The 14913-nt window shown below is 43.5% G+C and carries 10 protein-coding genes; 2 read left to right on the top strand and 8 right to left on the bottom strand.

All coding sequences use genetic code 11. The annotated features are described in order from the left end of the window. Positions 1-28 precede the first annotated feature (28 nt). The 8 genes from LZF95_RS01550 to LZF95_RS01515 form a co-directional block, all read right to left on the bottom strand. Positions 29-1546, bottom strand: a complete 1518-nt coding sequence (locus LZF95_RS01550) for a SusD/RagB family nutrient-binding outer membrane lipoprotein (RefSeq protein ID WP_233753229.1) — start codon at positions 1544-1546, stop codon at positions 29-31. 11 nt (positions 1547-1557) lie between these two features. Continuing rightward, positions 1558-5091 carry a SusC/RagA family TonB-linked outer membrane protein gene (locus tag LZF95_RS01545; protein WP_233753228.1) on the bottom strand — a complete coding sequence of 1178 codons (3534 nt, stop codon included), beginning with the start codon at positions 5089-5091 and terminating at the stop codon, positions 1558-1560. 43 nt (positions 5092-5134) lie between these two features. Then, complete coding sequence (locus tag LZF95_RS27730) at positions 5135-6145, bottom strand: FecR domain-containing protein (RefSeq protein ID WP_233753227.1); 1011 nt, start codon at positions 6143-6145, stop codon at positions 5135-5137. A gap of 76 nt (positions 6146-6221) precedes the next feature. Beyond that, the gene (locus tag LZF95_RS01535; RefSeq protein WP_233753226.1) at positions 6222-6812 is read right to left on the bottom strand and encodes an RNA polymerase sigma factor; all 591 of its coding nucleotides are present in this window, start codon (positions 6810-6812) and stop codon (positions 6222-6224) included. Positions 6813-6897: 85 nt separating this feature from the next. Further along, on the bottom strand, positions 6898-8037 hold the full coding sequence (locus LZF95_RS01530) for a DUF819 domain-containing protein (RefSeq protein ID WP_233753225.1): 1140 nt from the start codon (positions 8035-8037) through the stop codon (positions 6898-6900). An 8-nt stretch (positions 8038-8045) separates the two neighbouring features. Beyond that, a complete protein-coding gene (locus tag LZF95_RS01525) occupies positions 8046-9131 on the bottom strand; it encodes a DegT/DnrJ/EryC1/StrS aminotransferase family protein (RefSeq protein WP_233753224.1) in 1086 nt (361 codons plus the stop codon). Continuing rightward, complete coding sequence (locus tag LZF95_RS01520; protein ID WP_233753223.1) at positions 9112-10401, bottom strand: glycosyltransferase family 4 protein; 1290 nt, start codon at positions 10399-10401, stop codon at positions 9112-9114. The genes LZF95_RS01525 and LZF95_RS01520 overlap by 20 nt, the downstream gene beginning before the upstream one ends. Positions 10402-10799: 398 nt before the next feature. Then, positions 10800-12251, bottom strand: a complete 1452-nt coding sequence (locus LZF95_RS01515) for an NADP-dependent isocitrate dehydrogenase (protein WP_233753222.1) — start codon at positions 12249-12251, stop codon at positions 10800-10802. A gap of 211 nt (positions 12252-12462) precedes the next feature. Here LZF95_RS01515 and LZF95_RS01510 point away from each other — a divergent pair, with 211 nt between their 5' ends. Next, positions 12463-13248: an enoyl-CoA hydratase/isomerase family protein gene (locus LZF95_RS01510; protein ID WP_233753221.1), complete on the top strand. Its 786-nt coding sequence runs from the start codon at positions 12463-12465 to the stop codon at positions 13246-13248. A 16-nt stretch (positions 13249-13264) separates the two neighbouring features. Beyond that, entirely contained in the window at positions 13265-14770 is a 1506-nt protein-coding gene (locus tag LZF95_RS01505; RefSeq protein WP_233753220.1) for a lipopolysaccharide biosynthesis protein, read from the top strand. Positions 14771-14913 lie beyond the last annotated feature (143 nt).

Here is a 14913-nt window from a genome sequence, read left to right as displayed (position 1 = left end):
ACTGGATTTTCCAGACTCGGTAGTATTTTTATTTGTCCCACCACACTTTTGTGGCAAGATTATCAGGACCTTGGGCCGAAATAGCTGCGGAGACATTCTCTGAATTCACAGAAATCTCCGAATTTGGATAGGTTAGCCTATTGATGAACTCGACTTCTCTGCCTGGATATGGATTAGGCAAAAGATCCGGATAACCACTTCTGCGGAAATTCGCAAATGCTTCCGGTCCATTCAGGAAACTGGAAACCCAGTATTGTGTATTGATCTGTTCCAGGGCATTTGATGGATCAAACGGGTTTTCCTCAAGGTATTGATTAACTTCCGAAGCGGCTATATCAGATGCTTCGTCTATTGTCCCTAACTGATTCATATGCGCCCGTACTCCCGCAGTGTAGTATTCCTCCACAGTGCCTGTATTGATCCAGCCTCTTTCCCTAGCTTCAGCCATCAGCAAATAATTTTGTGAAGCTGTTACCAGGAAGTTCGGAGCGGTATTTTTGGTCACTCTCCTCCTGTCAGCTTGAGCAAATTCATAAAAACTCACCAATCCTAAGTCAGAGGCAGCTTTTACCGCTCCGGCATTATCATTTCCCATAGGAATGCCTATGTGAACATCCGCATCATACGTTTCATTCTCCGGAATTTGCTCAGGCCCGGACTTTGCCCCGACGTACGTCACGGCGATAGCGGACAATCTTGGATCATTTGTATTTTTCAGATAGTTGACAAATGGCTCAGTGAGATAGAAATTGGAAGCCTCAGTAGCATTTAGAAAGTTACCGATTGGATTTGTGTAGTTAGGATCATGGCGGATAGCTGCATTATCGGAATTATTCAGGATCACACCGCCTTGAACAGCAGCTTGGACCACCTGTGCGGCCCTGTTTGGATCCACTTTGCTCAATCGCATCCCTGCTCTCAACAATAAGGAGTAGCCAAAACTCCTCCATTTTTCCACATCCCCGTTATAAAGTACATCTGCGGTCTCTAGAGTTCCCGATACATTAAGGCCAGCAGTAGCTTCTGTCAATTCCTTGATTAAATCTGTATAAATAGCTTCTTGAGAATCATATACAGGCAGGTAAATCTGGTCCGAGTACCCTTTGCCACCTTCAAAATAAGGGATGCTGCCGTAATCATCCGTCAACACCATAAAGGCAAATGCCTGAATAATCCTAGTCATTTGCATTAAATTGGACCGGGTCTGATCTTCTTCCAACCTAACGATAACATCCCGGGTGTTTTTGATGACATTTCTATAATATCCCTGCCACAATTCCTGAGTCAAAGTTCTGTTATCTTGGTTGTAATTAGCTCCGGAGACTAACCCGGAATTAGGTGTGACTATCTGCTGAACCACCCCCATATCATAGACCAGAGAACCATTGGGATAGGCACAGCCTACGATCGCTGCGTTTAGCTGGAATGCGGGATCAATCGACGTGGCACTTACTTTATTGGTATTCAGCTCATCAAAGTTGCTGTCGCAGGCCGATGAGTACAGCACCACGAGTATGATTAGTATATATTTAGATATCTTTTTCATGGCTATTTGGGTTAAAATTTGACATTCAGATTGAAACCTAATCCCCGTGTGGAAGGGAGACCTGTTGACTCCATTCCCACAAGATTATCTGAGGAGTAGCCGAATGATTCCGGATCAATATTGTCCACCCATTTTTTGATCATGAATACATTATTGGCGACAAAGTTGAGCTTAACCGATCTGAACGGCTGGTTTTCAGGTAGATGCTTGGTAAAATCATACCCCAGGGTGATCTGTCTCAGTTTCCAATACCCTCCATTGTATATCACCGGCTCCACTAAGGCCTGAGATCTCACGATTTCCCAGTAAGATTGTACAGGTGCCACCACGGTATTTGTTTCACCTGCCTCATTCACCCCTTCTCCCACTACTCCGCCTTCTCTACCTTCCAGTGTCATCTTGTGAAGTCCGTGACGAACGGCATTGAAATTGGTACCGGAAAGCATAGTGTTTCCAAGCTTGAAATCAATCAGAAACGATAACATCACCCCTTTATAATTAAAGGAATTGTTGATTCCGCCCACCCAATTAGGCAATGCGCTACCAAAGTTTACCAGATCTGTAGTTCTGAGAGGCAGTCCATTGGCTCCAAAAATTTTCCGCCCCTGTTCATCCCTCCTAAAGCCAAAACCTGCTACCTGTCCCATTTCCATCCCCACAATCTGGCGCAATTCCCCGTTGAAAACGTGGGTGCCGACAGTGATTCTTTCCCCGGGTGTATCAGTCAGCAGGCTGAGTACTTCCGTTATATTATAGGCAGCATTGAAGGTAGTCTCCCAAGTGAACTTGTTATTCTCCATAGGAACGAGCGTCAAAAGCATCTCTACTCCTTTATTTACGCTTTGTCCGCTATTGATGGAAGTATTTACAAATCCACTTGCATCCGAAATCTGCGCACTCACGATCTGGTCTGTGGTGAGTTTGCGGTAGAAAGCCATGTCCAGACTGACCCTACTCTGGAACATCCCCAGCTCGAAACCTACCTCAGCTTCCCCTATCCGCATAGGCCTCAAATTAGGGTTGGGGAGGTTAGTACCTGTGGGACCACCCACCGGCTGACCGTCAAACAGGTTGTTATTTATCCCATAAAAAAGCACATTGGAATATGCTCCCACATCAGCATCACTCCCCACTTCCGCATAAGCAGCCCTGATCTTACCGAAATTCAACCAACCGGAGGTGGAATAGTTTTCGGTAAACACCCAGCTCGCTGATACCGAAGGATATAAGATACTTCTATTTGCCTTGGAAAGAGTGGAGAACCAGTCATTTCTAATTGTACCTGTCAGGAAGAACTTGTCCTTATAGGAAAATTCAGCTGATCCATATAGTGAATTAACAGCCCGTTCATTAAGATCATAAAGGGGATCTTTAGCTCTGCCATTTTGTACAGTATATAAGCCCCGAACCACAAAATCAGTCACTTGGACACTATTCAGTTCAGATCGGCGCTGCATGTGGTTCCCTCCAAAATTTGCGTTGACCCTCAAGTCCCCGAATTCTCTGTTGGCATTGATAAGGAAGTCTGTATTGATCTCCCGGAACCTTCGCTGCTCCTGGGTGTACATACCATTTACAAAACCTTCCGGGGCCTCAGCTCTAGATGCTTGTCCCGTTGGGAAGTTGTTGTAATCCTGGTCTCTGGACCAAAAATCCTCTCCAACTCTCCCTTGAACAAACAACCAATCATTTATTTGATACTTTAGCGCAACGTTCCCGAAAATACGGTCCCTTTTTATATTCTGAAATTGATCAGAGAGCGTGAAATATGGGTTTGTCCTGTTTCTGAACCTGGAATAGACCGCCTCATTCCCATTGGCATCATAGCGATTGTCCCGCAACACATCCAGCGGCATTGAATTGGCCATATTGTACAAAGCCACCGGAATGGTATTGTCCTGTTCCCCGATGTTAGGCGGATTGGTGTTTTTTTCGAAGGAATAATTAAAATTCCCCCTAAAGGAGAATTTAGGCGAAAGCTCATAGCCAAACCCTAAGTTGATCGTCTTTCTATTGTAAGAGTTATTAGGGACTATCCCCTTACTATTGAGATCGGAAAAGGATAGACTAAGACCGCCCTTTTCCGTAGAGGTGGCCAAAGTCACTGAATTGGTCACATTTTGTCCATTACGGAAAAAATCGTTGATAATTCCCCTCACCGGCTCGTATGGAACGGTAACCCCGTCAAACAGCATCTGCGTCATTCCCGGCTGGAACTTCTCTCCAAAAGACCACTGCCCTGACGTGGGATTAGGAGTGGTAGGTCTTACACCTTGCTCACCCTGACCGTATTCATATTGATAATCAGTAAAATCAAGCGGTGCCTCATTAGTATAATTAATATTATAAGTCACCCCTATTCCCTTGGTATCGTTTTTACTCTTGGTGGTGATCATGATGACTCCGTCTTTGGCCCGGGACCCATAAAGTGCCGCCGCCGCTGCTCCCTTCAGTATAGTCATGGATTCTACATCATCAGGGTTGATACTGGAAAGTCCATCTCCTCCATCCGAAGTATTGCCTCCTCCTCCTCGAACACCAATACCACTGTCTGAAGCATTATTACCTGGCTTTGAACCAAAATTAGTGTTGTCGATCGGGACACCATTCACCACAATCAGGGGATTGTTTTGACCGGAAATAGATGACTGTCCTCGAATCCTTATTTTAGAGGTTCCTCCGGGGCCAGACCCTAAAGTGGAAATATTCACACCGGCCACTTTTCCCTGAAGGGCATTCATCACGTTGGGAGTCCTATTGACAGTAAGCTCATCTGACTTGACCGTGGACGTAGAATACCCTAGGCTTTTTGCCGATTTTTCTATACCAAGTGCAGTCACTACCACTTCTTCCAGGTTACTCTCATCTACCTGCATGCTCACATTAATGACAGTCCTATTACCTACTACCACCTCCTGATCAACATAGCCGACAAAAGAAAACACCAATACGGAATTTTCATTTTCTACATTAATCAAAAAATCGCCTTGGGCATCTGTGACAGTACCTGTAGAGGTCCCTTTCAGCAGTACATTTACTCCTGGAAATCCTATGCCGTTTTCATCCACCACCTTTCCTTCGACCTGGATTCTTTTCAGCTGAACTTTACTTCTGTTTGTTTCTAAATTGGATTTACCAGACATTGCCGGGCTGCCAGACCTGGTGTCCACCAATATGGCATCTGAAGCCGTAAGCCCGGAATTTAAAATGGATTTTTTGGGTGAAATAATGTAAAAACGTTCTGCTGCTTTTTCATATTTCAGCCCAGTTCCTTGTAAAATCACTTGGAGGCCTTGCTCCACTGATTCAAATGACTCTTGCTTGATTTTGGTTTTCTTGGTACGTACCACATCATCTTGGTAGGCGATAGAGACATGAAAATCCTGCTCTAGCCTACTTAGGCTTTTGTGCAAATCGTCATAGGTTTTGCTGGGTTCGCCAGCAGTGTAAGTAGTCCGCCCGGATGCAATTAATTCCGTGCCTTGCGCCAGCGCATAGCAAGAAATCGAGCAGCCTATACACATGAATAGTAATAGCTTTTTCATGCTTAAAGGGTTTGAGGTTATTTGGGGAAAATTTCATTTTGGGTTATTCAATCAAGTACTTGTTGTTCTCTTTTGACAGTTCTACATTGAAAATCAGAGCAATCTGATGGAGAAATGAATCTACATCTGTCAATGGCATGGATCCCGAGGCGGTCAAGTGCAGCACTTCTCTATTTTGCACCTCGATTACAACCCCATAATTATCTTTAGCCATTTTCACCATATCTGCCAGACTGGTATGCTCCAGGTTCAGAATATTATCTTTCCATGAGGTATATAATGAAGTGTTTACCTTTTCTCTTTGGAACTGGTTATTCTTAAATTTGACCAGATCGCCTGGCTCCATCACTATTTTGCCTTCTTTCTCCGCCACCGGGAAGCTGAGGGTGACCAAACCGGAATTGAGTATGACTTCCGTCTCTTCAGCGCGGTTATATACGTTGAATTCAGTTCCCAGTACCTCAACTGTCACCCCTTTGGAACTCAGTACGCGGAATGGCTGGTGATCTACTTTGTGTACAACACTGAAAAATGCTTCTCCCTCAATTGTGATTTCCCGGACGGTCTGTTCTTCCCAATTGTCTGAGTAGGTAAGTCTAGAATTAGAATTGAGCTTGACTGTGGAGCTATCGGGAAGTGTGATATCGAGTGTTTCCCCGTAATGGGTCACAAACTCTACTTGCCTCGGGATCATAAGCCAATAGCCCAAAGTAACAGAAAACAAGACCACTAGCATTCCCGCCACCAATTTCCAACTACGCTTCTCCGACCTAAAAATCTCAAAGGGCTTTTGTGGCAAATCCACTTCTTCCTGAATCTTGCTCCAAACATCCTGTAATTCCGAAGGAGACAATTCTTCCCTAGAGCATTCCAACGACAGGACCAATCCCCTGGCACCGTCCACATATGGCCTTTTTCCCGGATTGGATTCCAACCACCTCATCCAAAACTCGTCATGTTCGGGTGTAGGATAAAGTACCCAATCCCTGAAAAAAGGGTCGAAGGTAAAGTCCTCTATGGAAAATTTTTGATAATCGGGATGATGAAAAGTCACAGGCTCTGGATTAGTATTATGACTATAAGAGCCACAGCCTAATCATTCCTCATCATTTTTTTTGGATTTTTTTTTGTCAGATAATTACTTTCATAGCTTGGAGGGCTTTTGAAATCAAATTATGTGCTGAGGCGGTACTAATGCCCATCATAGCAGAAATCTCGGAGTAGCTCATTTCATTGAAAAAACGGAGGATCACAATTTCCCTCTGCCGTTTGGATATTTTCTCCAAGGCTGAGGCAACTTTAGACTTGTTGGATTTCAGCAGATCCATGGCAATTATTTCCTCTTCCTTGGATATTACCCCGTCCAAAAAATCGCTTTCAGTTGGCTCAGTGGTGAATTTCCTGTCTTTGTTGATTTCTTTGATGAGGATATTCCTGAAAGATTTGAAAAGGTAAAATTTTACCGAAACTACACCTGGGAGCGAGGTTCTTTTCTTCCATAGCCAAGTAAAAAGCTCTTGAATACAATCCTTTACCAGATCTCTGTTGTAGCAGATATGCATCCCATAGTTAAAAAGTGAGTTTGCATAGCGGTTATATAGCGTGGAAAACGCCAGATTATTCCCTTTATATAGGCTTATCCACAATGCTTGGTCATCAGCATAGGCATCCTTTGTTAATTTTGAGCTATTTGAGGTCAAAAGATTTACATGATCACCCATATTCGAAATTATATTTTAGTAAAATCGAATTTTAAGGTAGTTAATATTTTGCCATAAATCAAAAATATCCGGCAAAGTAATCGTCTTAACCTAGTGCCCCCGCTATAAAAAAGCCTGCATATGTCCCTAGTGCATTACCCAAACTCCCCACTAAAACTCCTGGGATAAGGAGGTCAGGCCGATTTAAACTTTCCGCAGAAGCCAATGCTGTGGTGTTTCCCCCTACATTCGCCTGGGAAGCCACAGCTATCACATCCCAATCCACACGGAAAAGTGAACCTACCCCAAATATCACCAGTCCATGTATGAGCACGACCAAGCCCACAAAAACAACCAAAGTACCGGCTAAATCCTCTAGACCCGACAAGGTGCCCAGATCGCACAACGTGCCTATGGTGGCAAGGAAGATCAGAATCAGAAAAAATCCTATGGTATGTGTCCCTGAGGTTCGTCTGATCGTAGGAATCTGTGCCAAAATAAGCGCAAGGCTGGTAAGAACGATGATTTCAGGAATCTTGGGAAATGATAGATAAACCAACTTGGAAATAGCCATAGCCAAAAATGCCAAACCAAGAATTGCTGCCATGCCAGCTATACTGATTGATTCTTCTACTTTTATTTTTTGGGGCACTTTTGATTCACTAATCAGTTTTTTACGTGGAAAAAACCGTTGCAAATATTTTGGCAAAATCAATGTGGCTATAATCCAGGGAGTTCCTATCAAATTATCCACTACAGTGGCGGCGGCATATAAATCCGCCTGCTCATTGACTTTGAAGCTCAGGGCGATGGCGTTAAAATTTATACTTCCGCCGATATATGTACCTGTGTACATACCCGCAACAGCATTGGCCATTGAGCCTATCTCTGGCTCCGGCTGTACTATAAACCAAGCTATCAACACGCCAATAACGGTGCCCACAGCACCAAGTCCGAACATCAGCAAAATCGGAACTCCTACTTTTTTCAGGCTACTCAGATCCACTTCCAGCAAGGCTATGAAAATCCCCATAGGCGCTAGATAAACAAAGACTCCTGTATAAACGGCATTACCGCTGGTTGCGGCCGGAACCACCCCTATGTTTGCAGCGATAGCGGTTATAAGAATTACTAAAATCGGGGTACCGATGGTACGAAATCCTTTGTATCTGGATAGCCAAACGGACAACAGCACAAACAGGCAAAGCATACCACTGACGTACATCGGGTCTTGAGTCCAAGTCATCTGGGAATTTAAAGGAAAAAATCCTGAATAGCTTTTACAACATAATCAATTTCACCTTTCCTCATCCAGGGATTTAGTGGCAGCGAAAGACCCTGCTTGCTGATTTTCCTGGCTTTCTCAAAATTGCCAATACTACTGTAAGGTTTCAGATCAGGCAAAATGGAAGGATAGTGTATCACCGTCACTATCCCTTTTTGAAAAAGGAAATCCTTCAACTCATCTCTCCTTTCTATCTGGATTACAAAAAGATGCGTATTATGATCAGGCTCTAATGTTCCCTGCGGTAATCGAATTTCCTCAACTTTAGAGAGGCTAGTGAGGTAATAACCGGCAAACCTTCTCCTAAGTATCTGCTGGTGCTCAAACCTACCTAAGAAAACATCTAAAAACCCGGCCTGGATCGTATCTATCCTACTATTCCTTCCTATCAATTGATGTTCATCACGCACCAGTTGACCGTGATTTACCAGCATCTTCATTCGTTCAGCGAGGCAAGTAGAAGAAGTGAGGCACATTCCTGCTTCACCCAGAGCACCTAGATTTTTTGTTGGATAGAAACTTAAGCAGCCCACATCCCCAAAAGTCCCGGCAGCTTTTCCATTTTGAAATGCCCCAAATGACTGGGCTGCATCCTCTATGATATGGATCTTATTTGCTTCAGCTTTAATGACCAAGGCATCCATATCCACCATTTTCCCATAGAGATGTACTGGAATAACCGCCTTGGTTCTAGCGGTGATCGCACACTCCCAGTCCGCAGCCAAAAGCCCATCTTCGTCCGTATCCCAAAATACGGGAGTAGCACCTACAATCAGCACTGCTTCGGCGGTAGAAACCCATGTCATAGCAGGTACAATTACTTCATCTCCAAGCCCAATCTCTAGCGCACGGAGTGCCAATTCCAATGCATCTGTCCCATTTGCGCAGGAAACTGTAAAAGGGGAGTTGAGGTAGGTGGACACTTTTGCCTCCAAATTCTTCACTTCTTCCCCACCGGAAAAAACACCGTTTTCCAGTATGAGATTGAATTTTGTCTTCAGAGCGTCTTTCAACTCCTCATCCCACCGTTTTAGGTCAAGAAACGGAACCTTCATCCAGTAATTTAGCTAGTTGAAAACTGAGATTCCTTCTTGAGTAGTGCGCGATGCTTGATACCATTTCTGGCTTTCCGGTACGCTCAAATAGTTTTCTTAACTCTACTTGAATCCCAACGTGATCTGAGTGATCCAATACAGAACCCACTTCTGCTTGTTCAAGAATTTTCGCACTATCACCCATAGGATCTCCTAAAGCCAAAATAGGCAAAGTAGTCGCCATATATTCAAACAATTTTCCGGGGATATTACCTTTAGCGTTTTTTGTATTGGTGAGAATCAAAACCAAGCCATCAGCCTTTTTATAAAAATCAAAAACCTCATGATGTGATACATACCCTGCAAAATCCACATGGGAAACAAGCCAGGGATCCGAAGAGATCGCCTCACGAACCTGATCACTCACCCTACCGACAAAAGTAAATCTCACATCACCATGCTCTTTGGAAAATTCCTCGCGCATAGCATTCAACAAAGGCATAGGGTTACGGATCGAATCTATAATTCCCGTATAAACCAAGTGTAAGCTATCTGCCTTTTTTTCCGGAATAGCAAAGTCCTCCGGGATATCAACAGCATCATAACCATTGGTCAACAAATCCACTTTGCGATGGGCTAGCTGCGCTAGATCATGTTGGAAAGTAGGGGAAATAGTGGTGATGACGTCAGCCTCCTTCAATACTGACTGCTCCATCTTTTTGTGTTGGCTTCTCACGTATGCCTGCATGGGCAACTTGTCCAGAAACTCCCACTGAGACCAGGGATCTCTAAAATCCGCCAACCAAAAAACACCTTTTTGGCGTTTCAGTTCCCTTCCTATCAGATGCATAGAATGGGGCGGGCCTGTGGTAATCACAGCCTGAAACTGTCCTTTATCCACTAAATCAGCAAGAAATTTCACAGAAGGTTTTACCCAGAACACTCTGGGATCAGGTATCATCAGGTTGGCTCTAAGCCAGATTGCGGCTTTCTCCAGCAGACTTTGTTCTTTTTGTTCCAGAACTCTGCCAGGATGGGATGATTTTTTCCCCCGGAGCTTATCCAATAGCTGATAAGGCTCCCAGATCGGGAATTTCATTACCTCCAACTGGGAAGAGACTTCCTTTTCCAAACTTTCATCCTTCAGGTCAAAATCAGGATTCTCGGGTGTAAAAATTACTGGCTCCCAACCCGCTTCAGGTAGGTATTTGGCAAATTTCAGCCAGCGCTGAACACCCGACCCTCCACTAGGAGGCCAATAGTAGGTAATTATAAGAACTATTTTCGACATAATTTGCAACAAAGTACTACGCACAAAGTACCAAGTAGCCGACCATAAAATCAAATAGGAAGAAAAACATTTAGTCGCAGTCTCAGCATTCAGTCACAGTTGCAAAACTCCATCTATACAAAACATTCATGAATTAGGACTTCACAAACAAAAGTAAAAAGACTACAGCACCATGCAATCTGAGAAGATCGGCGTCCTTTTCAACGATAACCTGCCTACCACCAGACAGGTCGGCCAGAAACATGTGGCACTTTCATAAAAATGGCTTTCTTTCCTGAATCAAACAAAACAAAATTTAACTTGCGCCCCCGTTATACCCCGTTCCGCGGTTAAAATTAAAAAGGGAGCAGGTCAACCCACTCCCTTTTAAATCTTGAGCTTTTATCTCTATGATTTCCTTATTCTCCCTGAGCTAGGGAATATCCCCGTACCCCATCAAACGAATACAAGTTTTCGGTCTTGATAAAATCAAATCCCAATTCTTCTACTTGCTTTAGCAACTCACGAACTTGGGCGTGTGTGATGGTAGCTTGTTCAGCATTTTGGAATCTACATCTCCAGTGATCTGTGCAGAAAGACTCACGCATACCATCTGGGAACACTTTGATTCCTCTATTGGTGATCAATGTCAATTGTAACCCATCGGCATTAGCCTGACGGAGTTTCTCTCCCAACACCTGCGGATCCCTACCTGGCTCATCCCAATCTACAAATACATCCACTCCTATCAGTTCTTTTTTCGCTTTGGTCACCGATGACACAAAAACGTTCATCGGAGAAGTATCCTTATCAAATTCAGCAGGAACCATTGAAGAAGGCAGTTGCCCCAGTCTTTCTATCACAGCACCGGCAAATTCTTCAGTCCCCACTTTTTTAGTAGAAAGCCCTTCCTGATAGATATCTCCGGTGTGGATGCCATCTTCCAGGGTCTTCATCCAGGCATTGGATATCTTCTCTGCAACTTCTGGCTGACCGATGTGTACCAACATCATAATTGCCCCGTTTAGCAAGCCTGAGGGATTAGCGATCCCCATACCGGTGATATCTGGCGCAGAGCCGTGAATCGCCTCAAACATCGCGACTTCTTCACCTACATTGGCCGAGCCACCTAGCCCTACAGATCCTGTCACCTGTGCCGCCACATCAGAAATGATATCCCCATAGAGGTTCAAAGTAACGATCACATCAAAAGTTTCCGGTCTATCTGCGATAAGGGCAGTTCCTATATCAATGATCTTGTGGTCAGTCTGAATATCCGGATATTCCTTAGAAATCTCATCAAAAGTCTTGTGGAAAAGACCATCGGCTAGTTTCATGATGTTATCCTTGGTCATACAAGTCACTTTCTTGCGACCATACTTCTTGGCATATTCAAAAGCATATCGGATTATCTTCTCTGACCCCGGCTTTGAGATCAACTTCAAAGATTGGAATACCTCTTGGGTCTGTCTATGTTCGATTCCGGCATAGAGGTCTTCCTCGTTTTCACGGATGATCACTAAATCGGTTTTCGGAAAATGCGTCTTGATAAAAGGAGAAAATGCCTTGCAAGGCCTTACATTGGCATATAATCCAAAGGAAGTCCGCGTAGTGACATTTAAGGATTTAAACCCACCACCCTGAGGAGTGGTAATAGGAGCCTTCAGGAAAACTTTTGTTTCTCTAAGCGATTCGAATGCATTCGGTTCCATTCCCGAACTAATCCCTTTGAGATAAACTTGCTCGCCGATTTCGATCACATCATATTCAAGTTGAGCACCTGCTGCTTCGAGAATCGCCAAGGTAGCTTTCATGATTTCCGGGCCGATCCCATCACCATAAGCCACCGTAATTTTTCTTTTGGAAGACATATTAAACTAGCGGATTTAGTTGAAATTCGATTTTGGACAAAAGTAAAGAAAAATATGGTAGCAGTTTTTTGACCTAAGACAAATTCCACATTATCTGAAGCTAAATTATAAATGGGGTAATTATACATTAACTTAGAGGAATCATTTCCAGCGGCACAGTTTGGGAATGATGCCCCCGCTTGTATATTTGTTTTACACTCAACGACGAACTATGGCTGATTTCAAAAATATCCGTACTAATGTGAAAGATAGTGTCCTCTACCTGAGCATTAACCGAGAAGATAAAATGAACGCCCTGAATTTTGAGACTTTGGAGGAGTTAAGGTCTATTTTCGAAGAGGTGTCTGATAACAAGGAGATTAAAGCGGTAATCATCACCGGATCAGGTGAGAGGGCTTTCGTCGCCGGAGCGGATATCAGCGAGATAGCGTCACTCAATGAAGTGAATGCGAGGAAATTTTCCGAGAGTGGCCAGGAGATTTTCAGCATGATCGAAAACTGTCATAAACCCGTAATTGCCGTTACTAACGGCTATACTCTTGGTGGCGGATGTGAACTGGCCATGGCCTGCCATATGAGAATAGCTACCTCTAATGCGAAATTTGGCCAGCCAGAAGTAAACCTCGGTATTATCCCCGGATATGGAGGCACCCAGCGGTTGACTATACTTATTGGCAGAGGTAAGGCTAACGAACTCATGATGACAGGGGAAATGATAGGGGCAGAAGAAGCTAAATCATTAGGTTTAGTGAACCATGTTCTTCCTACTAAGGAAGATGCAATGCAAAAAGCAGAAGAAATTATCTCCAAAATCCTCAGTAAAGCACCGCTTGCCATAGGTATGATTATAGATTGTGTGAACTCGTCTTTTATACCCGATGAAAATGGCTACCAGACTGAAGCCAATAGCTTTGCCAGGTGCGTAAAATCCGGAGACTATAAAGAAGGCACTTCTGCTTTTCTTGAAAAAAGACAGCCGCGTTTCAAAGGGGAATAAGCTCCTTGTCTTCTGAATGGGTAATTTCAAAAAACTAGCCGGACAAACCGCAGTTTATGGACTGAGTAGCATCCTCGGTCGATCGATTAATTTTTTAATGATTATCGTATATACCGCATACCTCAGCAAAGAGGCCATGGGGTCGTTTACGAGTATCTATGCGCTGATCGGATTTATGAACATTGTCTTCACTTACGGGATGGAGACCACATTTTTCAGATACAGTACCGGCAAAAAACTTGACCCAAGAGAGGTTTATAATTCAACCCAATCCCTGCTCGTAATTTCCACCTTGCTATTGGGATCAGGCTTGTTCCTGCTTGCTCCCATACTCGCAGAATGGCTGGAATACCCAGGGCAGGCGTATTTGTTCAGATGGACTGCTTTGATATTATCCTTTGATGCGGTTTTGGCTATCCCTTTTGCCAAACTGCGTCTGGAAAACAAAGCTCTGATTTTTGCGGGGTCAAAGATACTCAATATCCTCCTGAACATATTTTTCAATCTGCTCTTGATCATAGGATTCCCTTACCTCATCTACTCGGATGTGATTCCAGAAGGGTTTCTTGGTTATAGATTGGATTGGGGAGTTGAATATATCTTGCTTTCCAATCTGTTTGCCAATGGGCTAATTATACCATTTGTATGGTGGAAAGCAGGTTTTTTCCATTTCCAACTGGAAAAAACTATTATCAAGCCCATGTGGAAATATTCCATCCCCTTGCTGTTCATGGGGCTGGCCGGAGTTACCAACGAACTGTTTTCCAGATTTTTGTTTGAGTATGTTTTGCCGCCCAATTTCTATGCGGGTCTTACAGCCCGGGAGGCCGGAGGAGTGTTTGGGGCTAATTTCAAGCTGGCGATCTTGATGAATCTGGTCATCCAGGCTTTTAAATATGCCGCCGAACCTTTCTTTTTCAAACAGGCATCGGATAAAAACTCCCCTTTTTTATACGCCAAGGTAATGCACGCTTTCATCGTATTCTGCACCTTGCTTATGGTTGCTATCTCAGTGAATCTAAACTGGATTGGAAATTTGTTCTTAAGACAACCAGGATATGAAGAAGGCCTGTTTATAGTACCCACACTTTTGATGGGGTATCTACTCTTGGGAGTTTATTTCAACCTTTCCATTTGGTTTAAAATCACCGATCAGACCAAGTATAGTTTCTGGATTACGCTTGTAGGTGCAGTGCTGACAGTCGTGGTAATTTACATATTTGTTCCGGTTTGGGGCTATATGGGAGGTGCGCTCAGTACTATTTCATGTTATCTCATCATGTGCGTGCTATGTTACTGGTATGGCCAAAAACATTACCTAATTCCCTATAAAACAACAAAAGGGCTTTTTTACCTTTCTTTCTCATTTATAATCAGCTATTTAGGCTTCTACTTGGATACCGGCAATCCCCTTCTTAATTTCCTGCTGAAAAACGGCGTGATCTTACTTTATCTTCTTCTTGTAATTATTTTGGAAAAAGAATTTATAAAGGCCTATTTTCCCAGAAAAAAGGTACTCTAATTTAAATTTTCACAAACTTGGGATCATTTTTGAGCCAACTATCGTTATCACCAAACCAACCCCGGCTATATTCAACTATCACATTACAATCCTCTGACAAAACCTTTTATAATAAAAGGCATTATGTTTGTAAACTCAAGCTG

The organism is Algoriphagus sp. AGSA1 (assembly GCF_021390545.1).
Taxonomy (GTDB): domain Bacteria; phylum Bacteroidota; class Bacteroidia; order Cytophagales; family Cyclobacteriaceae; genus Algoriphagus.
Note: the sequence above shows the minus strand (reverse complement) of the source record. Positions and strands in the feature narration are given on the sequence as shown.